Genomic DNA, 22,291 nt, shown 5'->3' on the forward strand with positions numbered 1-22,291 from the left:
CGGCAACGGCAACGGCAACGGCAACGGCAACGGCAACGGCAACGGCAACGGCAGGAGCAGGGGCATAGGCAGAGTCGGCGTCGCTGCTCTTGGGTAGGAGCGGCGTCCTACTGGATTTCCTACGGTCACAAGCCGCGACCGCGCCACGCTGGTCTCGCGGCGTGTCGGCCAAAAAAAGCGATCGCGCCATCGAAACAAAGGCCGCTCCCCGGTCAAGAAAAAACAGACCTCGAAACGAAGAAGGCCGCCCTGCGGCGGCCTCCCGATCGATTGCGACGACTCACGCCGTCGCTACGACCTCACCACTTATATCCGACCTTGGCATAAGCGAACGCGCCATTGAACCCGAACGGAGAGTTGCCGCTATAAGGCAACTGGCCGCTTTCGCTGTTGGCGTAGATCGATTCGTCCGGGTACTCGTTGAGCACGTTGTCGCCGCCGACGGTGAACTCCCAGCCGTCGATGGCATAGGTCGCGGCGAGGTCCAGCGTCCACTTCGCGCGGTAGGTCTGGTCGCGTACGCCGCTGGGGTCGTCGTTGAAGGTGTGGAACTCGCCGTAGCGGGTGGTGGTGGCGTCGAAGCGCCAGGGGCCGGTGGTCCAACTGCCGCCGAGGAAGAACTTGTCGCGCGGGGCGCCCTGGGTGATGCGGCCTTGTTCGACGCGGCCGATGCGCTGCAGGTTGAGGCCGCCGGCGGTGAGCTCCGGCGGGTTCGCGGCGATGCGTTCCAGGGTGGTCTTGTTGCGGTTGTAGCCGGCGGTCAGGTCGATGGCGCCGGCGCCGAGCGACCAGCGGTAGCTGCCGACGATGTCGATGCCGCGGGTGCGGGTGTCGACGGCGTTGGTGAAGTAGCGGCCGCCGGTGATGCCGCGGTGGCCGCGCGCTTCGAGGAAGCTCGCCACCGCCGGGCCGCGCAGGTTCTCTGACAGGATGATGCGGTCGTCGATGTCGATCTGATAGGCGTCGACGGTGATGTACAGCGATTCGATCGGTTGCAGCACCAGGCCCAGGCCGATGTTGGTCGATTCTTCAGCCTTCAGCGGCTCGGCGCCGAGCGCGATCGCGGCCGGGTCGTCGACGGCGAAGGTGCGGACCTGGAACGGGGTCGGGTCGCCGAGCACGATCACGGTCTGGGTGGATTGGTAGAACTGCTGCTGCAACGACGGCGCGCGGAAGCCGGTCGACAGGGTGCCGCGCAGCGCGACTTTATCGGTGAAGGCGTAGCGCGCCGACAGCTTGCCCGAGGTGGTCTCGCCGAAATCGCTGTAGCGCTCGTAACGAGCGGCGGCGCCGAGCGACAGCTTGTCGGTCACGTCGGCTTCGAGGTCGGCGTAGAACGAGTGGCTGTTGCGGTTGCGACGGCTGGCATCGGACGGAGTGAAACCGGGGAACACCTGTGCACCGGGTGCGCCGGGTTCGGGGCCGGCGATATACGAGGCCAATTCGCCTGCGGACTGGTTGAATTTCTCGCCGCGCCACTCGCTGCCGAAGGCGACGGTGAGCGGGTACTTGAGCCAGCCGACGTCGAAGGACTTGTTGAAGTCGGCATTGAGCACGTTCTGGGTGACTTCGAGCGCGCCGATGTAGAAATCGTGCGGCGAGGCGGCGCCCAGGGTACGGTTGAGGCTGTTGCGCACGTCGAAGTCGAGCTGGTTCTGGCCGTAGTTGTAGCTCAGGTCGAGGTTCCAGCCGCCGGCGGTCTGGCCGCGCAGGCCGAGCACGAAGGCGCGGTCCTGGCTGACGTTGTCGATCTGCGGCAGGAAGCCGTCCGGATACACCGAGCGGATGTTGTTGGGGTTGCCCGGGGCGCGGAAGTAGCCGTTGGAGATGGCGCGGCGGCGGCTGGCGGTGCCGAAGGAATAGAACTCGACGCCTTCGCTCGGGCTCCACTTTGCGTTGTAGGCCAGCGCGGCCTGGTCGATCTCCGGGTCGCCGTAGCGGTGCACGACCTTGCCGGGCGGGTTGCTGGTCGGGGTGACCGTGCCGAGGTAGGGGCGGGCGCGGTCGGTGTTGTCGCTGTGGCCGCCCTGGGCCGACACATGCAGCGCGCCGTTTTCGCCGAGCTTGATGCCGGCGTCGCCGGACAACTGGTGCTGCTTGCCGTCGCCGGCGCTGTATTGGCCGTAGCGCGCGGCGAGGCTGCCGCCTTCGCCCGAGCCCTTCAGCACGACGTTGACCACGCCGGCGATGGCATCGGAGCCGTACTGCGCCGAGGCGCCGTCGCGCAGCACTTCGACGCGTTCGATCGCGGCGATCGGGATGGCGTTGAGGTCGACCGGCGAGGAGCCGCGGCCGATGCTGTCGTTGAGGTTGATCAGCGAGGTGGTGTGGCGGCGCTTGCCGTTGACCAGCACCAGCACCTGGTCGGGGGCGAGGCCGCGCAACTGCGCCGGACGCACCGCGTCGGTGGCGTCGGTGATCGCCGGACGCGGGAAGTTCAGCGAGGGCAGGGCGCGCGACAGGGCGGTGGCCAGCTCGACGGTGCCGGTGGCCTCCAGGGTCTGCGGGGTGATGATGTCGATCGGCGCGGTGGATTCGGCGACGGTGCGGTCGCTGACCCGGGTGCCGGTGACGATCAGGGTGTCGAGGTTGGTCGGGTTGGCGGTCGCGGCGTCCGGGGCGGCGGCGTCCTGGGCCCAGGCGGGGGCGGTGGCGAGAGCGATCGATACGGCGGTGCTGAGCAGGGACAGGCGGCGGGACATGGACACTCCGGGCGGTCGAACGGGGGACGTCAGGGCGAGCGCAGCCGCCACGGCCGGCGCGAGGGGCGCTTTGCCGCGGGAGGCGAGCTCGTTGACGCGTGGGGGCGGTCTGAGGCCGACGTCCCGATTATTCGATGCCCGCTGCCGGAGCGGCCGAACTTGTGTTCATGAGCAAATACCGATCAGTCATGCGACCATATCCGCATGATTTCTTTCCGTGATTTCGCCATGCGGCGTGGCGAACGCCTGCTGCTGTCCAACGTAGACCTGACCCTGCACGCCGGTTGGCGGGTGGGCGTGATCGGCCGCAACGGTACCGGCAAGTCCTCGCTGTTCGCGGCGATCCAGGGCGAGGTCGAGGCCGACCGCGGCGACATCGACGTGCCCAACCGCGTGCGCATCGCCAGCGTGGCCCAGGAAACCCCGGCCCTCGACGACCCGGCCCTGGACTTCGTCCTGTCCGGCGACGCCCAGGTCTACCAGGTGCTGGTCGCCGAACGCGAAGCGGTCGAGCGCGAGGACTGGGAAGCGGTCGCCGAGGCCCATCACCGGCTCGAAGAACTCGGCGGTTACGACGCCACCGCGCGCGCCGGCAAGCTGTTGCACGGCCTGGGCTTCTCGCCCGATACCCACGAACGCGCGGTCAAGGAATTCTCCGGCGGCTGGCGCGTGCGCCTGAACCTGGCGCGCGCGCTGATGACGCCGTCGGACCTGCTGCTGCTCGACGAACCGACCAACCACTTGGATCTGGACGCGGTGCTGTGGCTGGAGCAGTGGCTGCTGAAGTATCCGGGCACCTTGCTGCTGATCTCGCACGACCGCGAGTTCCTCGACGAGGTCACCACCCACACCCTGCATCTGCACGACGGCAAGGCCAAGCTGTACACCGGCGACTACACCTCGTTCGAGCGCCAACGCGCCGAGCACCTGCGCCTGCAGCAGATCACCCACGAAAAGCAGCAGGCCGAACGCGCCCACCTGCAGAGCTTCATCGACCGCTTCAGCGCCAGCGCGGCCAAGGCCAAGCAGGCACAGTCGCGGGTCAAGCGCCTGGCCAAGATGGTCGGCACCGAGGCGGTGCGGCTCGAGCGCGCGATGCGCATCGAATTCCCGGCACCGACCAAGCTGCCGCATGCGCTGCTGCGCCTGATCCATGCCGATTGCGGCTACGGCGATCACGTGGTGCTGGACGACGTCAGCTTCATCCTCGAAGCCGGCGACCGCATCGCCTTGCTCGGCCCCAACGGCGCGGGTAAGTCGACCCTGGTGAAATCGCTGGTCGGCGAGCTGGAACTGCTGACCGGCGAACGCGGCGGCCATCCGGACCTGCGCATCGGTTACTTCGCCCAGCACACGGTCGAATCGCTGCATGCCGGCGTCAGCCCGATCGATCACCTGGCCGAAATCGCCCCGGGCGTGCCGACCCAGCAGCTGCGCGATTTCCTCGGCAAGTGGAATTTCCCCGGCGACCGCGCCTTCGAATCGGTCGACGGGTTCTCCGGCGGCGAACGCGCGCGCCTGGCCCTGGCGATGATCGCCTGGCGCAAGCCGAACGTGCTGCTGCTCGACGAACCGACCAACCACTTGGACCTGGACGTGCGCGAGGCCCTGGCCGAAGCGCTGTCGGATTTCCCCGGCGCGATCGTGCTGGTCTCGCACGACCGCCACCTGATCGGCCTGGTCTGCGAAACCTTCTGGCGCGTGGCCGATGGCGTGGCGCAGCCGTTCGACGGCGACCTCGACGCCTACGCGGTGTGGTTGCGTACGCGCGACAACAGCAACGACGGCAAGGGTGCAGCGGTAGCCAAGGCCGCGGCTCAGGCCACGGCCGCCGCATCGGCCGCCAAGCAGGCCTCCGGCGGCGGCAAGGGCGGGCGCAAGGTCAACCCGGTCAAGCTGGCGGAAGCGGAAAAGCGCGTAGCCGAGCTGGAATCCAAGCTGCATACCCTGGACATGGATCTGGCCGATCCGACCAAGTACGCCGGCGGCGGCGACAACGCGGCCGAGTTGGCCAAGCAGCGCGAAAAGGTCGCGGCGGAACTGGCCAAGGCCGAGGCGGAGTGGATGGCGTTGTACGACGCGGCTTGAGGTCGTATGCCCCTTTGGGAGCGCTGTTTTTCTGTAGGAGCGGCGTGAGCCGCGACCACGGGACGCGCAGAGGTCGCAGCGCCTTCGTCAATGATCGCAGGCGTGAGCTGTCGCAAGGGTAGGAGCGGCGCAAGCCGCGACCACGGGACGCGCAGAGTTCGCAACGCCTTCGTCATTGATCGGAGGCGTGAGCTGTCGCGAGGGTAGGAGCGGCGCGAGCCGCGACCACGGGACGCGCAGAGTTCGCAACGCCTTCGTCATTGATCGGAGGCGTGAGCTGTCGCGATGGTAGGAGCGGCGTGAGCCGCGACCACGGGACGCGCAGAGGTCGCAGCGCCTTCGTCATTGATCGGAGGCGCGAGCCGTCGCGAGGGTAGGAGCGGCGCGAGCCGCGACCGCGTCGTTTCGGTCTTGCGGCGTATCGCTCGAACAAGATCAAGATCAAACGCCAAAAGCTTCCGCCACTAAAGCGGCGGGTTACTTTCTTTTGTCTAAAGCAACAAAAGAAAGGTAACCAAAGAAAAATGCTTTTCTTTGAATCACAGGCCCGCACGAGCGATGCCGACGCCGGGATTTTTCATACGGGACATCCCTGTCCCGATGAAAAACGGCCTGCATCCATGCAGGCCGCCCTCCGGGTCTTCTATTGCCTTCGCTAGTGCGAGGCGACGCACTGCAAAGGCAAAATCCTTACGGCAACGGCAACGGCAACGGCAACGGCAACGGCAACGGCAACGGCGCCTTGCGTCTTCAGCTGTGCGAATCCTTCTCCCGCGCGTGGGGGAAAGTGGCGCGTAGCGCCGGATTAGGGCGGGCGCGCTGCGACATCCGGTGCCTGACGTCCCGAGCAGACGACGCAGAACCCGGACTAGGCCTCGCTCGGGCCCGAACCGACCGCCTGCCGGCGGCCGTGGCTGTCGCTACGACCGTGCAGGCCGGGGCCGGAGCGAACCCGCCGGGGCCTGAAACGAGACCGATGCGGGTCCGATCAGAGGCCGCCGCGCCTTGCATCGCCGCGATCCGCCCCCACACTGCCCAGTCCGCCGTCCCGAACTACAGTCTCCGCCATGCCCATCTACGCCTTCCAGTGCAGCGCCTGCGGCCACGCCTTCGATCGTCTGCAGAAGCTGTCCGACGCCGACCCCACTGTCTGCCCCGAGTGCGGCGCCGAGAAAGTGGGGCGCCAGTTGACCGCGCCGCAGTTCCGCCTGGCCGGCGGCGGCTGGTACGAGACCGATTTCAAGAAGGACGGCGACAAGAAGCGCAATCTGGCCGGCGAGGGCAGCTCGGGCGGCTCGTCTTCGGGCTCCGCCGCATCCAGCGGCGACAGTAAGCCGGCCGAGAAGAAGGCCGAGGCCAAACCCGAGAAGACGGCCGATACCTCGGCGGCGAGCAAGCCGGCGAGCGGCGGCGGGGCGAGCTGAGCCCCGGTCCGGGTTTCGATTGGATTCCCCTGGGGCGCCGCGAGGCGCCCCAGTGCGTTTCCGGGACTGGTTCGTCCTTGCCGGATGCCGCTTCGCGCCGAACAACGAAGAAGCGCGGCGGATGGCTGCGTGACCCTGGGCCGGCCTTCTTCACTCTCGGTTTCCTGGACCGTCATCCCCGCGAAGGCGGGGGCAGGGTTCCAACGCGACATCGGGCCGGGTCTGTGGGCCGCCGTGGAGGCCTCATGCCGGACGCGCCCCGGAAAGAATGCGGACCGAGCTGGGGACGCTGCGACGGCCCGGCCGGGATCGAAGCCGGGCGTCAAAACCAATCGTGGCTGCGATACCAGGCGACGGTGTCGGCCACGGTTTGTTCGAGCGGCCTGAACTTCAGGGCCAGTTCGCGTTCGCTCTTGGCGTGATCGAAGTGGCTGCGCCCGGCTTCCTTGACCATCAACCGCACCGTGGCGAGGCTGAGCAGGATGGGCCGGCCGCTGATGCGCGCATAGATTTCCTGCACCGCCGCCAGTGTGTACAGCAGCGGCAGGGGCAAGTCGCGCGTCGGCGTTTTGACGTTGGCGATCCTGCCCAGCACGGGAACGAGTTCCCGCATCGTCATATGCCGGCCGGCGGCCAGATACCGTTCGGCGCGCCTGCCGCGCATCGCCGCTGCGATATGGGCCTGCGCCACGTCGCGCGCATCGACCACCGAAAAGCTGCCGGGCACCAGCCCGGGCAATTTGCCCAGCGCCACATCGTTGACGAACTGACCCGACGAGGTAGGGCCGATGTCGGCCGGCCCCCACATCCAGCCGGGCAGCACCAGGCTCGCATGCATGTCCAGGTGCAGCGCCAGAAAGCGCAGCACGGCCTGGTCGGCCAATATTTTGCTGCGGTAGTAGTCGTCGGCATCGTCCAACTCGCGCAGGCAGGTTTCGTCGATCGGCGTGCCCGGCGCGCCATTGAGCACGCCGATCGATGAGGTCTGGACGAACCGGCGCACGCCGGCGGCGTAAGCGCGTTCGATCAACGATTCGGTCCCCTCCACGTTGATGCGCTTGAGCTGCTTCCAGTGGCTGCCGCCCTTGTAGTTGTCGCGAAAGAAAGCCGCCGTATGGAACACGACATCGCAGCCGTGCAGTGCGGCGGCAAAGGCGGGTACATCGGCCATGTCGCCCAGGACGAGCTCGACCCCCGCCAACCCGGCGAATTGTTGCTCGCCCTTGGCCAGGGAGCGGACCAGCGCCTTGACCTGGACGCCCTGCCGGACCAGCTCGCGCACGAGGTTGTTGCCGAGCAGGCCGGTCGCGCCGGTGACGAACGCGGACTTCAGTGGGGGAGCATTTTGCATGGCAAGTGAAATTCAAAATTCAATTGAAATTTAATCTGCCTGGAGTGATTTTGGATGTCAAGCGATATCTGAGTTGCAGGTGATCGGCAGTTCGTGTGATCGTTGGCGCCATGAGCGAACCCACGCCCAAGAAGCGGCTGAGCCGCGAAGAAAGCCAGGCGCAGACCCGCGCGCGCCTGATCGAAACCGCGCAGCAGCTGTTCGTCGCGAACGGATACGCAGGCACCTCGATCCGCGACATCGCCGACCGGGCGGGTTATTCACAGGGCGCCTTCTACTCGAACTTCGCCAGCAAGGAGGAGGTCCTGCTGGAGTTGCTGCGAGGTCACATGGAGGCCGAAGCCGCGCAACTTTCCGAGCTCATGGACAGCGGCGGGCGCACGCCCGAGCGGATATTCGGCGAGCTCGAGTCCTGGGCCGCCACCCTCAACCGCGACGTCAGCTGGTGCGTGCTGTCGATCGAACTGCAGTTGCACGCCAAGCGCAGCCCGACCTTCGCCGATAAGTACCAGCGTGTCTGGGATGCGCACCGGGCCGGGCTCGGCGGCGTGATCGGCAAGTTGTTCGCCGCCCTAGGGCGCCGGCCGCCGGCCGAACCCGAGGAGCTGGCCGCGGCCTTCATGGCCTTGGCTCACGGCTTGGCGCTGCAAGGCGCGGAGGCCCGGCCCGATCCGTCGGGACGGTTGATCCTGCTGTTTCTGCGCGGGCTGATCGCGAACGCCGAACCGGTCGACAGCGCGTCGGCCGCCTAGCCCGAGCGCGATTGATCCGGCTGCGCCTGGCGTCGTGCGGCGTCGCATCCGCGGCCGTTGCCGGGCTCCCGGGCGAGCGCGAACCTGCGGCCCCGGCCTTTTCCGCCCCGCGCTCCGGCGAACGTATGCCGCTCCTCGCCGTGCACTAGAATGACCGGTTCCGGCCCCCGGCCGGCGAGGTGTTTCCGGCCCGGCGCCCGCGCCGCGGCCCGGCCCAGGCCCCTCCTGCGACAACCCCCCACGATCCAGCGTTCGACCAATCGGAGTTTTCATGCGTACCCATTTCTGCGGCCTCGTCGACGAGGCGCTGATCGGCCAGACCGTCACCCTGTGCGGCTGGGTCAACACCAATCGCGTCCAGAGCCACGTGGTGTTCACCGATCTGCGCGATCACGAGGGCGTGGTGCAGATCGTCGTCGACTCCGATACCGCCGAGCTGTTCAAGACCGCCGGCGATCTGAGCGTGGAGAGCTGCGTGCGGGTGACCGGCACGGTGCGCGCGCGCCAGGCCGCCAACGAAAAGATCCGCAGCGGCAAGGTCGAAGTGCTGGCCGCGACGATCGAAGTGCTGAACAAAGCCGAGCCGCTGCCGTTCCACGCGCACGAGAACGCCGGCGAGGAAACCCGCCTGACCTACCGCTATCTCGACCTGCGCCGTCCCGAGATGCAGAAGATGATGCGTACGCGCATCCGCCTGGTGCAGTCGCTGCGCCGCTGGCTCGACGCGCGCGGTTTCCAGGACATCGAGACCCCGATCCTGACCAAGGCCACGCCGGAAGGCGCGCGCGACTTCCTGGTGCCGGCGCGCATGCATCCGGGCGAGTTCTACGCCCTGCCGCAGTCGCCGCAGTTGTTCAAGCAGATCCTGATGGTGGCCGGCTTCGACCGTTACTACCAGATCGCGCGCTGCTTCCGCGACGAAGCGCTGCGCGCCGACCGCCAGCTCGAGTTCACCCAGCTCGACATGGAGTTCGCCTGGGTTTCCGAGCGCGACGTGCAGGACACCGTCGAGGACATGATCCGCGTGGTGTTCAAGGAAACCATCGAGGTCGAACTCGATGCGCAGTTCCCGCGCATGACCTATGCCGAAGCCATGCGCCGCTACGGTTCCGACAAGCCCGATCTGCGCATCGACCTGGAATTCGTCGACATCGCCGAACTGGTCAAGCAGTGCGAATTCAAGGTCTTCACCGACTGGGCCAACCACGCCGACGGCCGCGTCGTCGCCCTGCGCGCACCCGGCGCGGCCGGTTGGTCGCGCAAGCAGATCGACGAGTGCGGCGCGCACGCGGCCAAGTACGGCGCCAAGGGCCTGGCCTGGATGAAGATCGAAGACGCGTCGAAGGGCCGCGACGGCATCAACTCGCCGATCGCCAAGTTCCTCGACGACGCCACCCTGGCCAAGATCGTCGAAGTCAGCGGCGCCCAGAGCGGCGACGCGATCTTCTTCGGCGCGGCCGACTACAAGACCGCCAGCGATTTCATGGGCGCGCTGCGCCTCAAGCTCGGCAAGGACCTCGGCCTGGTCGCCGACGGCTGGAAGCCGCTGTGGGTCACCGACTTCCCGATGTTCGAGTGGGACGAGGAAGCGCAGCGCTACGTCGCCCTGCATCACCCCTTCACCGCGCCCGCGGTCGACGACATCGCCGACCTGCGCGCGAACGCGAAGACCGCGGTGTCGCGCGGCTACGACATGGTCCTCAACGGCAACGAGATCGGCGGCGGTTCGATCCGTATCCACCGCCCGCAGATGCAGTCGGCGGTGTTCGACCTGCTCGGCATCGGCGCGGAAGAGGCCGAAGCCAAGTTCGGCTTCCTGCTCGACGCGCTCAAGTACGGCGCGCCGCCGCACGGCGGCATCGCCTTCGGCATCGACCGCATCGCTGCGTTGATGGGCGGCACCGAATCCATCCGCGACGTCATCGCCTTCCCGAAGACCACCACCGCGCAATGCCTGATGACCGGCGCGCCGTCGCCGATCCCGGACGCGCAGCTGGCCGAAGTGCACGTAATGGTGCGTCCGAAGAAAGATCCGGCCTGACCGGGTCGCAGGGCCGGGCTCGTCGAGCCCGGCGGGTCGAGTCCAGCCCGGGCGGCGCGCGGAATCGCGCGTCGCCGTGGGCGGTGAGGCTGGGGGTCGTCCGCTCGCGGGAATATCGCCGCTGGGCGTAATTCAGTTCAGTTCGGCCCAGCCAGTACGCACGCGTTGCCGCTCCATCGTTACCGTCCGCTTACACCGCGAGGCCTTATGACGAACGCCGCACCGAAGTTTTCCATCCGCCGCGCTGGCGTCGACGATGCGCCCCTCGTCGCCGACATCGCCACCCGCACCTTCGTCGAGACCTTCGGCCATCTGTATCCGCCGGAGGATCTGCAGGGTTTCCTGCTCGACAGCTATTCGGTCGAGAAGCAGGCGGTGATCCTGTCGCACCCGGACTACGCGATCTTCCTGCTCGAACGCGACGGCGTCGCGGTCGGTCATGCCGCGGCCGGGCCCTGCGGCCTGCCGCATCCGGACGTGGCCCCGGGCGACGGCGAACTCAAGCGCCTGTACGTGCTGCGCGAAGCGCAGAACGGTGGCTGGGGCGCGCGCCTGTTCGACACCGTGCTCGAATGGCTGCAGCGCGAAGGCCCGCGGACCCTGTGGATCGGCGTGTGGTCGGAGAATCTGGGCGCGCAGCGTTTCTATGGCCGGTACGGTTTCGAGCATGTCGGCCATTACGATTTCATCGTCGGCAACACGCGCGATCACGAGTTCATTCTCAAGCGCGATGCGGTGGCGGTTTCGGGCTGATATGAGGCGGCATAGCCCGCTGCCGTTGCCGTTGCTGTTGCTGTTGCTGTTGCCTTTGCTGTGCGCGGCTTAGGCCTCGCGAAGGCCATCGAAGACCCGAAGGGCGGCGCGCAGGGATGCGCGCCGTTTTTCATCGGGACAAGGATGTCCCGTATGAAAAATCCCTGCGTATGCACCGAACGTGCGGGCCTGTGATTCAAAGAAAAGCATTTTTCTTTGGTTACCTTTCTTTTGTTGCTTTAGACAAAAGAAAGTAACCCGCCGCTTTAGTGGCGGAAGCTTTTGGCGTTTGATCTAGATATTGATCTTGCTTGAGCGAGGCGCCGCAAGATCGCCACAGCGTGGTCGCGGCTTGCGCCGCTCCTACCCTGACAGGCTGCGGCTCGTCTCGGCGTGAGATTGATGCATCGCAGTCGCGGCTCACGCCGCTCCTACAGGGAAGGATTCGCTGTGCTTCGTTCTTCAAGCAAGTGCAGAGCTTCCGTCCGCTGACGCGGCCGGGTTACTTTCTTTTGCTGGCCCAAAAGAAAGCTAACCAAAGAAAAGGCCTTCCTTGACGAAGCTCCCCTGCGAGTACGCAGCTCGCGCCGGGATTTTTCGATAGGACATCCTTGTCCTATCGAAAAACGCCGCACGTCCTGTGCGGCGCCCTCCGGGTCTCCAGGTGTTCTCGTGAATTCGGTGCTGCGCCAAGCTCATCACGGCCGGCAACGGCAACGGCAACGGCAAGCTGCGGCCTTTGCTTTGAGGGTAGGAGCGGCGCGAGCCGCGATCACGGGATGCGCAGAGACAGCAGCACCGACGTCATCCATCGAAGAAGCATGCCCTCACGAGGGGCTCTTGCCGCGCCAACGCCTTGTTCGAACCGGCATTCGCTCAGCGACGATCCCCACCAAAGAAAAACGGCCTCCCCCGCCATTGCGGGAAAGGCCGTATCGGTGCAGCGCAGGTTCTCAGCGCTGGTCGAGCAACACGTTCAACGTGGTCGCATCCAGCGCACCCTGTTTCTGGCCGAGCTTGAGCAGCATCGTTTCCAGGTCGCCGGCGGCGGCCGAATTGCGGGTGGTTGCGGTCGCGGCCTTCATCGCGGTGGCCGGGGCGGTGTCGATGCGTAGTTGCTGGCCCTTGATCAGCAGCGGCTGCGGTTTGGCCTTGGCCGACGAGCCGCCGACGTGTTCGAGCAGGATGCCGTTGTAGCCGAGCACCGGTTCGGCCGCGACGCCGGTTTTCGCCGGGGCGGCGAGGGCGTCGGCGAGACGGGTCTCGATCGCGCGCAAGGCGGCCGGGTCGGTGACCGTCACCACCGGGTTCGGCCGGCCCGAATACACCAGGTAGGTGATCTGCAGGCCCGGTGCTTCGGCGGCGAGAGCGAAGGCCGGCGCGGCCAGCAGGGTCAGGCCGGTCAGCAGGGATTTCAGCGAAAGCTTGGTCATGGCGGTTCCCCGGGTGGGCGCAGGCTTAGTTGACTTGTTCATGGCCGGTGCCCTCCACGCTGTCGGACCAGACCCGGAAGAAACCGCAGAAATCGGTGTAGGCGCCGCGGTTGGCGGTGCGCGGGTCGGTGATCTCGTTGCCGGAGTTGTCGCGGTTGGTGGCGGAGGTCTGGCCGGGCTTGTGGGTCCATTTGCCGTTGGCGTCGCGGCGGTACCAGTGATAGTCGTAATCGGTTCCGGCTACCAGGGCGACGATGTTCTTGTAGCTGGAGGCGTTGATGTCGGTGACCGGCTCCAGGCCGTCGCGCACGGCGGCCGCGTGCACGGCGGCGCAGCTGATCGAGCTGTACATCGAGCCGGCGGCGCGGCCGGGTTGGGCGAAGGTGTTGGTGGTCTTGTTGTTGGCGTAGTTGTAGCAGTTGTTGTATCGCTTGCGGGTGGCGTCGTCGTTCCAGTAGGTCGGCTGGAAGGTGGTCCGGCCCGGCGCCATCAGGTCGCCGAGGCCGCCGCTGGCGTCGGCCGGGATCGCGCGGTTGTAGACCAGCACTTCGTCGGCGCGGTCGCTGAAACGATAGGACGCGATGTCCTTGTGGCCGCCGATCAGGAACGGCCGGTCGCCGTTGTCGATGTTGGCCGCGATCGGGGTGGGCTGGGCGGTGGTGCGGCGGCCGTCGATGTAGAACGAAATCGTGTTCGGCGCGCTGCTGCGGTTGACGACCGCGGCGATGTGGTGCCAACGGTTCGCCGCCAACGCCAGGCTGCCGTCGGAAACGTAGTTCGCCCAGGTGCTGCCGTCGTTGAGTTGCAGCAGCACGTTGCGGCCCTGGTCGACGCCGAACGAATAGCCGCGGCCCACGCCGCTGGCGCGGTTCTCGATCAGGGTCTTGACGATCGACGAGCCCGGGTTGGCCATGCGCACCCAGGCGGCGAGGGTGAAGCTGCCGTTGCCGAAGTTGAGGTTCGACGAATTGGGCACTTCGACGTACTTGCCGGCGCTGAAGTCGGCGCCGGCGTTGAGCCAGCCGTAGCTCGACGCGGCGCCGCCCACGACCAGGCCGTTGCGGCCGAAACCGCTGCTGTCGTAGGCGGTGTTGCCGGACAACTCCAGATGCCATTCGCCGACCAGGCCTTGGGTGACCCGCGGCGGCGTCGCGTGCGCGGCGAGGCAGGGCGCGAGCGCGACGCTCAACGCCAGGAACCATGACGATCGTTTCATACCGACTCCCTGGTGATTGGCCCCGATGGGCGTCGGGGAATCTAGGGGCAGGCAGGGGCCGCGAACGTGACTGCGCCCGCGGATCGCGCGGGCGCAGGCGTATGGAGCGCGGGCGCTCGCGCGCTTATGTGAGCGGCGCCGGATCCGTTCCGGACTCCCGGCGTGAACGCCTTCGCGGCAGGTCGATGAAGGGCGGGCCGGCGCCCCGGGGAAGAACGCCGGCCCGCTCGTTCAAAGGTCGACCGCCGCCGCGGCGACGGTCACCGTCCCCAAGCTCAATCGGCCGGCGGCGTCGCGGCCGCTGTTCTGCGGCTTGATCGCCGGACGGCCGGGCCAGCTGTCGGCGATCGCCAGGCGCAGCGAATAGCTGCCCGGTGCGAGCGTGGCCGGCACCTGCGCGGTGGCGTCGACGAGCGCCGGTACGGCGTTCGGCATCAAGGCGTTCAAGGGATAGTCGAACGCGGCCTTGGCGCGGGTCGTGCCGCCGGCATCGACCCAGTGCAGTTCGGTCTGGTAGACCTGATACAGCGGTGCCGAGCCGGTGTTCTCGACGCTCAGCTTGAGCGGGATGGCGGCGCCGGCCTGCATGCTGTCGGGCCAGTTGACCTGGCGCACGGTGAACTCGTAGCCGAGCGCGCGCTTGACCTTGAGCATGTTGGCCTTGAACGTCGAGGGCTTGCCCGACGGATTGACCTCGTGCTGGCCGGCCGGGCCGAGCCAGGTGAAGTGATACTCGCGCAGCAGGGTCAGGATGTCGTTGGTGCGTCCGGTCCAGGTCGCCTTCTGGCCGCTGTTCGGGCTTTCGCCGCCGATCGGGTTTAACTTCCAGTTGCCGCGCGCGGCGGTGGCGTCGTTGCGGAAGCCCCATTCCAGGTTGTGCCAGCCGCTGTCGTCGCACTCGGGCAGCTTGGTCGCGAACTTGTTGCACATCGCGGTGAACGACGGGAAGTAGTCCTCGCTGAAACCGAAGTTCGTGCCGCCGACATCGGACTGGCGCGCGTAGCGGCTGTGCACCGGCGTTTGCTGGAACGCCGCGGCGTAGGCATCGCGCACCGCGCTGCGGGTGGTCGCATCGGGCTCCCAACTGTCGCAGCCGGCGGTGTGCCACTCGCCCCAGAAACCGAGCAGGCCGACGTGCACCGCGGTGATGCGCGGGTCGCCGTCGTAGCGGCGTCCGAACGCCTGCACGAACTGCACCAGTTGCTGGCGCATCGCCGGGGTGTTGTAGATCGGCGCGCGGCCGGGGCCGACGTCGTCGCACTGGGTCTGGCTGTAGTTGTGGAACTGGATGCTGACTGGCGCCAGTTCGAGGAACTTCGGGTACGCGCGCAACGGCTCGGCTTCGTTCCGATAGAAGTGGCCGATGTTGTTGGCCACGCTGTCGGGATAATCGGCGACCGGACGCAACACGAAGGTGGCGTTGGGGTTTTCGTCGAGGATCGGTTTCAGGTGGTTCGTTTCGAACTTGTCCCAGTCGAACTGTTCGTCGGCGCTTTCGATTTCGCGCCAGGGGACGTAGATCTGATAGATGGACGCGCCGTAGTGGTTGTCGGGCAGACCGCCGTCGGCGGCGACGGTGCTACCCCAAAGCAGGAAGCCGCGATGCGGGTTGGACAGATCGTTGTTGCTCTGGCTGGGGCGCAGCTCGCCTGCGGATGCGGGCGCTGCAGGAAACATCGCGACCGCGGCGAGCAACGCCGATGCCAAGACATTGACGACGGGCAAAGCGGGGTGCCGCAGGGTCATACCGGCTTCCGAGAGCGGGGGGGAGGTGCGGCGAATCCTGGGGGCTGTGAAGACGCACAGGATTAGCTCGCCGTCACACTCTGGCCGCGATCATGTTTTTATCTTCGACTTTGTTGAGATCGGTCGCGGTTTCGATATTGGATATGTTTGGATTTGTATTGACTGGTTTCAATTGCTAACAGTTCGTCGCACCTGCGGTCGACGCAGCGCACGGATCGGCTGGCGCCGGCATGCTCGAACTGTGATGCCCGGCGGCCTCCGGTGAACATTCGTGGTGGCGCTCTGGCTTAGCCTGCGAAGGCGGACATGCAGTCCGCGGCACACACAAGGAGAGGTCAGATGCTTCGTACCCGGAAAGCGATTTTCACGGCAGCGTTGTTGTTGGGACTGGTGGCGGTGGCGGGCTCGGCGTTCGCGCGCTACCCGATCCTCGGCGTTGAATGGGCCGAGTGGACCCGCTATGACAGCAGCGGCAATGCCATCGGCGGCGGCCGCATCGAATGCGACGGCTCGGTGCAGACCTGGGGCGCCTCGGGCGCACCGACCGGCCTGACCCTGCACCGCTGCTGATCGACCCGATGCCGTCGCGCAGCCCTCGCGGTTGCGCGGCGGCATCGCTGAACGACGTCCTGCCCCGATCTTCGCGGCGATCGCCCGACGCTTGGATTCGCCGCCGGCGACGGCCATATTCGCGGCATGGACAGCCGCACCGACACGGATCCCCGCAAGCCCGCCGCCAAGCCGCGCAGCCCGCGCCGGGTGTTGTTGTTGCACGGCATCTGGATGCCCGGGGCGTCGATGGGCTGGCTGGGCGCGCGCCTGGCCGCCGCCGGCTACGAACCCGAAGTGTTCGCTTATGCCGGTGCCGGCGCAGGTCCGGAAGCCTCGATCGCGCGCCTGGTCGAACGCCTCGACGAGCCCTGCCATGTCCTGGCCCACAGCCTCGGCGGCCTGATCGTGCTGGGGGCCTTGCGCGAGCACCCGCACCTGCCGGTGCGACGCGTGGTCTGCCTGGGCACGCCCTTGTGCGGCAGCGCCGCCGCCGGCGGCCTGGCCCGCAAGGCCTGGAGCGCGGCCGTGCTCGGTCGCGCCGCCGAGGTGTTGCAGCGCGGCTGTCCGCCCTGGCAGGGCACGGCCCAGGTCGGCCTGATCGCCGGCCGCACTCCGCACGGACTGGGGCGTTTCTTCGGCCGTTTCGAGGGCGAAAGCGACGGCACGGTGGCGGTCGCCGAGACCCGTCTGCCGGGCTTGAGCGACCATGTGGTCATCGATGCCAGCCACAGCGGCCTGCTGTTCTCGGCGCAGGCCGCGCGCCTGGCCGAGGCCTTCTTCCGTCGCGGCCGCTTCGGCGACTGAGCCGGGTACCGACCGAACCGACCCGGATCGGCGACGAATCTCCTGCAAACCGCCGGTGGGCGGGCACGATCGAGTAAAATCGCCGGCTTGTTCAGACAACACGTCCGGTTATCGCCATGGGTAGAGGTCCGTCGATTGAGGCTCGCAAGAACGCCGAGGATGCGCGGCGCGGCAAGATCTTCACCAAGATCATCCGCGAGATCAGCGTGGCGGCGCGTTCGGGCGGCGGCGATCCCAACAGCAATCCGCGCCTGCGCAGCGCCATCGACAAGGGCTTGTCGGCGAACATGACCAAGGACGTCATCGAGCGCGCGATCAAGAAGGCGACCGGTGCGCTGGAAGGCGTGGAATACGAGGAAATCCGCTACGAGGGCTATGCCCCGGGCGGCGTGGCGGTGATCGTCGACTGCCTCACCGACAACAAGGTTCGCACGGTTGCCGACGTGCGCCACGCCTTCGGCAAGTTCGGCGGCAACCTCGGCACCGACGGCTCGGTGTCCTTCATGTTCGCCAAGCGTGGCGTGCTGTGGTTCGAAGCCGGCTCCGACGAGGAGCGCATCACCGAGGTCGCCATCGACGCCGGCGCCGACGACGTGGTGGTCTACCCCGAAGACGGCTCGATCGACGTGCTGACCAGCGCCGAGGGTTTCGCCCTGGTCAAGGCCGCGATGGACGCCGCCGGCCTCGTGGCCGGCCAGGCCGAGGTCACCCTGCGCGCCGACAACCACATCGCCGTGACCGGCGAGACCGCCCAGCAGGTGGTCAAGCTGCTGAACTGGCTGGAAGACCTCGACGACGTCCAGAACGTCTACTCGAACGCCGATCTGGACGAGGACGCTTACGCATAACGCGTAAGCTGTCGCCGTGACCAGAATCCCGCCGTGACCAGAATCCTAGGAATCGACCCCGGTTCGCAGCGGACCGGCCTCGGCGTGATCGACGTCGCGGCCGACGGACGCTGCGTGTACGTGCATGCGCAGGCGCTCAAGCTGCTCGACGCCGAGGATTTCCCCTCGCGCCTGGGCCTGCTGTGCGAAGGCCTGGAGGCGGTGCTCGACGAGTACCGGCCCGATCAGGTCGCGATCGAGACCGTCTTCATGGACAAATCGGCGACCTCGGCGCTGAAGCTCGGCCATGCCCGCGGCGCCGCCCTGGCCACCGTGGTACGCCGGCGCATCGCCATCAGCGAGTACGCGCCGCGCTTGATCAAGCAGTCGCTGGTGGGCCGCGGCGCGGCCGACAAGCAGCAGGTCCAGCACATGGTGCGGCTGTTGCTGAATCTTCCCGAAGTGAAGCTGCAGGCCGACGCCGCCGACGCGCTTGCGGTGGCCCTGACCCATGCCCACATGAGTGCCACGGCGCGGCGAACCGGCATCGCCACCCACCAATTGCGCAGGCGCGGGGCGTGAACCCGGCCCGCGCCACAGGCCCGGCGGCGTGCGGGGTAGGGACCAGCGTGCGCCATCGCGTTCCGTCTGACGCGCCGTCTTCGTATCGTCACAGCCCGCTTCGCGCCCGACCGGTCCGCCGGTGCGCGTCGCCAGCCGTATCTGGAGTTCCACAGTGATCGGTCGTCTCAGAGGCACCCTGATCCACAAGCAGCCGCCGTGGCTGATCGTGGACGTCAACGGCGTCGGTTACGAGCTCGAAGCGCCCATGAGCACGTTCTATGACCTGCCCGAGCTCGGCCGCGAAGTGTCCTTGTTCACACACTATGCGCAGAAGGAAGACAGCGTCTCGCTGTACGGCTTCCTGCGCGAGGCCGAACGGCGCTTGTTCCGCGACGTGCAGCGGGTCAGCGGCATCGGCGCCAAGATCGCCCTGGCGGTGCTGTCGGGCGTGCCGGTCGAGGAATTCGCGCGCCTGGTCCAGACCGGCGACGTCACCGCGCTGACCCGCATCCCCGGCATCGGCAAGAAGACCGCCGAGCGCATGGTCGTCGAGCTGCGCGACCGCGCCGCCGACCTCGCCGGCCTCGGCGCGCCCACCCTCGGCTCCAGCGGGATTCCCGCCGATCCGCAGAGCGAAGCCACCATCGCCCTGCAGCAACTGGGTTACAAACCGGCCGAGGCCGCGCGCATGGCGCGCGAGGCCACCGCCGCCGGCGACGATGCAGCCGCCATCATCCGCAAAGCGCTAAAGTCCGCGCTTCGTTGAGCCAAGGCGGGTTACCGCCACGGAAACACGCGATATGTCCTCCACTGTTCCCTCCATGCCAGGCAAGGACGCTCACGCCCACGGCTCGCACCCCCACGGCTCCAAGAAGGGGCTGCCCGGGTTGGTCGTCGGTGCGATCGGGGTGGTTTTCGGCGACATCGGCACCAGCCCGCTGTACACGCTGAAAGAGGCGTTTTCGCCGCATTTCGGCCTGACCGGCAACCACGACACGGTGCTCGGCATCCTGTCGCTGGTGTTCTGGGCGTTGATGATCGTGGTCACCCTGAAATACGTGACCATCATCATGCGCGCCGACAACGAAGGCGAAGGCGGGATCATGGCGCTCATGACCCTGGCCCAGCGGACCCTGGCCAAGGGCGGGCGCTCGGCCTATGTCGTGGGCATCCTGGGCATCTTCGGCGCTTCGCTGTTCTTCGGCGACAGCGTCATCACCCCGGCGATCTCGGTGCTCGGCGCGGTCGAGGGCCTGGAAGTCGCCGCGCCCGGCCTGCATCGCTTCATCGTGCCGATCACCGTGGTGATCCTGGTGATGGTGTTCCTGGCCCAGCGCTTCGGTACCGAGAAGGTCGGCAAGGTGTTCGGCCCGATCACCATGCTGTGGTTCGTCTCGCTCGCCGCCATCGGCATCTACAACATCGTCCAGGCGCCTGAGGTGTTCAAGGCGCTGGACCCGCGCTGGGGCGTGCGCTTCTTCGTCGAGCACGGTTCGCATTCGGTGCTGATCCTCGGCGCGGTGGTGCTGGCCGTCACCGGCGGCGAAGCGCTGTACGCCGACATGGGCCACTTCGGCGCGCGACCGATCCGCTACGCCTGGTACACCATGGTGTTGCCCTGCCTGATGCTGAACTACCTCGGCCAGGGCGCGTTCGTGCTGCAGCATCCCGAAGCGGTCAAGAACCCCTTCTTCGAGGCGGTGCCGTCGTGGGGCCTGTACCCGATGATCGTGCTGGCGACGATGGCGGCGGTGATCGCCTCGCAGGCCGTCATCACCGGCGCCTATTCGGTCGCGCGCCAGGCCATGCAGCTGGGCTACATCCCGCGCATGCAGATCAAGCACACCTCCAGCGACACCATCGGCCAGATCTACGTGCCGTACATCAACTGGATCCTCGCGATCACCGTCATCACCGTGGTGCTGGCCTTCCGCAGCTCGACCGCGCTGGCCACCGCGTACGGCATCTCGGTCTCGGCGACGATGCTGATCGATACCCTGCTGCTGGCCCTGGTCGCGCGCTCGCTGTGGCCGCGCTGGCGCAAGTGGGTGCTGCCGCTGTGCGTGGTGTTCTTCGTCGTCGACCTCGGCTTCGTCATCGCCAACGGCGCCAAGTTCTTCCAGGGCGCCTGGTTCCCGGTCGTGCTGGGCCTGGTCGTGTTCACCCTGCTGCGCACCTGGCGCCGCGGCCGCGAATTGCTGCACGAGGAAGTGCGCAAGGAAGGCATCCAGCTCGGCAGCTTCCTGCCCGGGCTGATGCTGGCGCCGCCGGTGCGCGTGCCCGGTACGGCGATCTTCATGACCGCCGACAAGGGCGTGGTGCCGCATGCCTTGCTGCACAACCTCAAGCACAACAAGGTGCTGCACGAGCGCAACGTGTTCCTGACCGTGGAGACGCTGGGCATTCCGTATGCGCCGCGCGAGAAGCGCCTGAAGATCGAGGCGATCGGCAACGACTTCTATCGCGTGCTGATCCGTTTCGGCTTCATGGAAGTGCCCGACGTGCCGCTGGCGCTGATGCGCTCCTGCGATGCCGGCGGCATCTATTTCGACCCGATGGACACGACCTACTTCGCCAGCCGCGAGACCGTGGTCGCCAGCCGTCACCGCGGCATGCCGATCTGGCGCGACCGCCTGTTCGCCTTCATGCACCGAAACGCGGCGCCGGCGACCGGCTTCTTCCGCATTCCCGGCAACCGCCTGGTCGAACTCGGCGCGCAGGTGGAGATCTAGTCGCCTCGCTGCGCGGCTGGGGTTCGCATTGGAACAGCCGCAGCGGTGCTGCGGCTTGGCGAATCCGAAGTCCGAGGCGAGGGCGCCGCCACCGTTCGGCCGGCTGCGAAGCCCGAGTTCCAGCCGGCGCAACAGCGCCGCTGCAACACACTGGTGCGCGCGGGAAATTCGGGAAAAATCGTTCCATCGGCGCTGGATTGCCGCTTCGTACCGGTCGCGCCTAGCCTCGTCGCACTTTCCGACGATGAGGTTCCGCGATGACCCGCTCCCGCGCTTTCGTGATCCGGCAGCAAGATGCCGAAACCCTGCAGGGCAACGGCACCCAGTTGTGGCTGCTGGCCGACGCCAGCGACTGCTGCGGCGCACTCGGCGCCAACCGGCTGCGCCTCGAAGTCGGCGCGGCCGGCGCCAAGCCGCATCACCACAAACGTTCGAGCGAAGCGTTTTACGTGCTCGACGGCGCGCTTGAGATGCTCATCGACGGCGAGACCGTAACCGTCGAAAAAGGCGGCTATGCAGTAATACCGCCCGGCGTCGTGCATTCCTTCGGCGCTGCCCCCGGCCAAGTCGCCGACGTATTCATCACCCTGACCCCCGGCATCGACCGGTTCGACTACTTCCGCATGCTGCCGAGCATCATGCGCGGCGAAGTCGACGCCGAAGCGCTGGCCGAAGTGCACGACCGCTACGACGTGCATTTCGCTTGAGGCGCGCGTTTCTACTTCTGAGCTTCTGAGCTTCTGAGCTTGCCGGTCTTCCAGCTTCTCTGCTTCCCGCGTCTGCCTCCCGCTTCCCGCCTCCCACATTCGCCGTGCTGTTCCCCCCTTTGGAAAAAAGGGGGGAGAGGGGATTTGCCTTTAGCGCCACCCACAGCAAATCCCCCGGCGCCCCGGCGTCTTCGTTTCGCCGCATAGCGCCGGCCGCCCGCCCCCTTCGCCAAAGGGGGCGAATTCTCTCCCATCTCCCGAACTTCAGCGGCCGCGCGGCAATTTGATCGCCCGTCGTTGTTGAGCATCAACGCGCCACTATCTCTCCGCCTCTTGCTTCCGCTTTTGCGGTTCCCCCTTTGGAAAGGGGGGTAGGGGGGATTTGCCTTTAGCGCCACCCACAGCAAATCCCCCGGCGCTCCGACGTCCTCGCTTCGCCCCACGGCGCTGGCCGCCCGCCCCCTTTGCCAAAGGGGGCGATCTGTCTCACAGCTCCCGACTGTCCGCATTCGCGCGGCAACCGGTTCCCGCGGCACGCTGACCAGCCCGCCTACATGCCCCAACGGCCCGCGATGGGTAAACCCCGGTACTTTCCGCCC

17 protein-coding genes are annotated in these 22,291 nt (G+C 67.1%); 12 read left to right on the forward strand and 5 right to left on the reverse strand.

Features of this window, described 5'->3' with window-relative positions; translation table 11 throughout:
- Positions 1-299: 299 nt before the first annotated feature.
- Positions 300-2,702, reverse strand: coding sequence for a TonB-dependent receptor plug domain-containing protein (locus tag ACKN61_RS05910; RefSeq protein WP_408952708.1), 2,403 nt, complete (start codon positions 2,700-2,702; stop codon positions 300-302).
- Positions 2,703-2,906: 204 nt separating this feature from the next.
- On the opposite strand from ACKN61_RS05910, the gene ACKN61_RS05915 reads away from it, so the two are divergent.
- Both ACKN61_RS05915 and ACKN61_RS05920 read left to right on the forward strand, forming a co-directional pair.
- Positions 2,907-4,790, forward strand: coding sequence for an ABC-F family ATP-binding cassette domain-containing protein (locus tag ACKN61_RS05915; RefSeq protein ID WP_408952709.1), 1,884 nt, complete (start codon positions 2,907-2,909; stop codon positions 4,788-4,790).
- A 1,067-nt stretch (positions 4,791-5,857) separates the two neighbouring features.
- Positions 5,858-6,214, forward strand: coding sequence for an FmdB family zinc ribbon protein (locus tag ACKN61_RS05920; RefSeq protein WP_408952710.1), 357 nt, complete (start codon positions 5,858-5,860; stop codon positions 6,212-6,214).
- A 322-nt stretch (positions 6,215-6,536) separates the two neighbouring features.
- On the opposite strand, the gene ACKN61_RS05925 is transcribed toward ACKN61_RS05920, so the two are convergent.
- Positions 6,537-7,565 (reverse strand): SDR family oxidoreductase, encoded by a 1,029-nt coding sequence (locus ACKN61_RS05925; RefSeq protein WP_408952711.1) that lies wholly within the window; start codon positions 7,563-7,565, stop codon positions 6,537-6,539.
- Between the two features lie 110 nt (positions 7,566-7,675).
- On the opposite strand from ACKN61_RS05925, the gene ACKN61_RS05930 reads away from it, so the two are divergent.
- From ACKN61_RS05930 to ACKN61_RS05940, 3 genes are all read left to right on the forward strand, one after another.
- On the forward strand, positions 7,676-8,317 hold the full coding sequence (locus ACKN61_RS05930) for a TetR/AcrR family transcriptional regulator (RefSeq protein WP_408952712.1): 642 nt from the start codon (positions 7,676-7,678) through the stop codon (positions 8,315-8,317).
- Positions 8,318-8,588: 271 nt separating this feature from the next.
- Positions 8,589-10,358, forward strand: coding sequence for an aspartate--tRNA ligase (gene aspS, locus ACKN61_RS05935; protein ID WP_031374235.1), 1,770 nt, complete (start codon positions 8,589-8,591; stop codon positions 10,356-10,358).
- 207 nt (positions 10,359-10,565) lie between these two features.
- On the forward strand, positions 10,566-11,111 hold the full coding sequence (locus tag ACKN61_RS05940; protein WP_408952713.1) for an N-acetyltransferase family protein: 546 nt from the start codon (positions 10,566-10,568) through the stop codon (positions 11,109-11,111).
- A gap of 953 nt (positions 11,112-12,064) precedes the next feature.
- Here ACKN61_RS05940 and ACKN61_RS05945 read toward each other — a convergent pair.
- The 3 genes from ACKN61_RS05945 to ACKN61_RS05955 all read right to left on the reverse strand — a co-directional run bounded on the left by ACKN61_RS05945 (position 12,065) and on the right by ACKN61_RS05955 (position 15,506).
- Entirely contained in the window at positions 12,065-12,544 is a 480-nt protein-coding gene (locus tag ACKN61_RS05945) for a hypothetical protein (RefSeq protein ID WP_408952714.1), read from the reverse strand.
- A 25-nt stretch (positions 12,545-12,569) separates the two neighbouring features.
- Complete coding sequence (locus ACKN61_RS05950; RefSeq protein WP_408952715.1) at positions 12,570-13,760, reverse strand: LamG domain-containing protein; 1,191 nt, start codon at positions 13,758-13,760, stop codon at positions 12,570-12,572.
- Positions 13,761-13,991: 231 nt separating this feature from the next.
- Positions 13,992-15,506, reverse strand: coding sequence for a DUF4832 domain-containing protein (locus tag ACKN61_RS05955; protein WP_408952716.1), 1,515 nt, complete (start codon positions 15,504-15,506; stop codon positions 13,992-13,994).
- A gap of 339 nt (positions 15,507-15,845) precedes the next feature.
- Between ACKN61_RS05955 and ACKN61_RS05960 the strand changes: the two genes are divergently transcribed.
- From ACKN61_RS05960 to ACKN61_RS05990, 7 genes are all read left to right on the forward strand, one after another.
- A complete protein-coding gene (locus ACKN61_RS05960) occupies positions 15,846-16,076 on the forward strand; it encodes a hypothetical protein (protein WP_408952717.1) in 231 nt (76 codons plus the stop codon).
- Between the two features lie 126 nt (positions 16,077-16,202).
- Entirely contained in the window at positions 16,203-16,862 is a 660-nt protein-coding gene (locus ACKN61_RS05965; RefSeq protein WP_408952718.1) for an esterase/lipase family protein, read from the forward strand.
- 116 nt (positions 16,863-16,978) lie between these two features.
- A complete protein-coding gene (locus ACKN61_RS05970; RefSeq protein WP_408952719.1) occupies positions 16,979-17,710 on the forward strand; it encodes a YebC/PmpR family DNA-binding transcriptional regulator in 732 nt (243 codons plus the stop codon).
- A gap of 33 nt (positions 17,711-17,743) precedes the next feature.
- Positions 17,744-18,271, forward strand: a complete 528-nt coding sequence (gene ruvC / locus ACKN61_RS05975; RefSeq protein ID WP_031373493.1) for a crossover junction endodeoxyribonuclease RuvC — start codon at positions 17,744-17,746, stop codon at positions 18,269-18,271.
- A 154-nt stretch (positions 18,272-18,425) separates the two neighbouring features.
- Positions 18,426-19,019, forward strand: a complete 594-nt coding sequence (ruvA, locus tag ACKN61_RS05980) for a Holliday junction branch migration protein RuvA (RefSeq protein WP_031373494.1) — start codon at positions 18,426-18,428, stop codon at positions 19,017-19,019.
- Between the two features lie 55 nt (positions 19,020-19,074).
- Positions 19,075-20,985: a potassium transporter Kup gene (locus ACKN61_RS05985; RefSeq protein ID WP_408952720.1), complete on the forward strand. Its 1,911-nt coding sequence runs from the start codon at positions 19,075-19,077 to the stop codon at positions 20,983-20,985.
- A gap of 257 nt (positions 20,986-21,242) precedes the next feature.
- Positions 21,243-21,692, forward strand: a complete 450-nt coding sequence (locus ACKN61_RS05990; RefSeq protein ID WP_223619773.1) for a cupin domain-containing protein — start codon at positions 21,243-21,245, stop codon at positions 21,690-21,692.
- The last annotated feature ends 599 nt before the right edge of the window (positions 21,693-22,291 follow it).

It is taken from the genome of Lysobacter sp. Hz25 (assembly GCF_046097045.1).
GTDB classification, from domain to species: Bacteria; Pseudomonadota; Gammaproteobacteria; order Xanthomonadales; family Xanthomonadaceae; genus Lysobacter; species Lysobacter antibioticus_B.

Excerpts from the sequence above, each read along its gene's own strand:
- ACKN61_RS05950 (WP_408952715.1), bottom strand. The coding sequence starts at position 13,760 with ATGAAACGATCGTCATGGTTCCTGGCGTTGAGCGTCGCGCTCGCGCCC.
- ACKN61_RS05990 (WP_223619773.1), top strand. The coding sequence starts at position 21,243 with ATGACCCGCTCCCGCGCTTTCGTGATCCGGCAGCAAGATGCCGAAACC.
- ACKN61_RS05955 (WP_408952716.1), bottom strand. The coding sequence starts at position 15,506 with ATGACCCTGCGGCACCCCGCTTTGCCCGTCGTCAATGTCTTGGCATCG.
- ACKN61_RS05910 (WP_408952708.1), bottom strand. The coding sequence starts at position 2,702 with ATGTCCCGCCGCCTGTCCCTGCTCAGCACCGCCGTATCGATCGCTCTC.
- ACKN61_RS05925 (WP_408952711.1), bottom strand. The coding sequence starts at position 7,565 with ATGCAAAATGCTCCCCCACTGAAGTCCGCGTTCGTCACCGGCGCGACC.
- ACKN61_RS05960 (WP_408952717.1), top strand. The coding sequence starts at position 15,846 with ATGCTTCGTACCCGGAAAGCGATTTTCACGGCAGCGTTGTTGTTGGGA.
- ACKN61_RS05985 (WP_408952720.1), top strand. The coding sequence starts at position 19,075 with ATGCCAGGCAAGGACGCTCACGCCCACGGCTCGCACCCCCACGGCTCC.
- ACKN61_RS05965 (WP_408952718.1), top strand. The coding sequence starts at position 16,203 with ATGGACAGCCGCACCGACACGGATCCCCGCAAGCCCGCCGCCAAGCCG.
- ACKN61_RS05920 (WP_408952710.1), top strand. The coding sequence starts at position 5,858 with ATGCCCATCTACGCCTTCCAGTGCAGCGCCTGCGGCCACGCCTTCGAT.
- ACKN61_RS05915 (WP_408952709.1), top strand. The coding sequence starts at position 2,907 with ATGATTTCTTTCCGTGATTTCGCCATGCGGCGTGGCGAACGCCTGCTG.
- aspS (WP_031374235.1), top strand. The coding sequence starts at position 8,589 with ATGCGTACCCATTTCTGCGGCCTCGTCGACGAGGCGCTGATCGGCCAG.
- ACKN61_RS05970 (WP_408952719.1), top strand. The coding sequence starts at position 16,979 with ATGGGTAGAGGTCCGTCGATTGAGGCTCGCAAGAACGCCGAGGATGCG.
- ACKN61_RS05940 (WP_408952713.1), top strand. The coding sequence starts at position 10,566 with ATGACGAACGCCGCACCGAAGTTTTCCATCCGCCGCGCTGGCGTCGAC.
- ACKN61_RS05945 (WP_408952714.1), bottom strand. The coding sequence starts at position 12,544 with ATGACCAAGCTTTCGCTGAAATCCCTGCTGACCGGCCTGACCCTGCTG.
- ACKN61_RS05930 (WP_408952712.1), top strand. The coding sequence starts at position 7,676 with ATGAGCGAACCCACGCCCAAGAAGCGGCTGAGCCGCGAAGAAAGCCAG.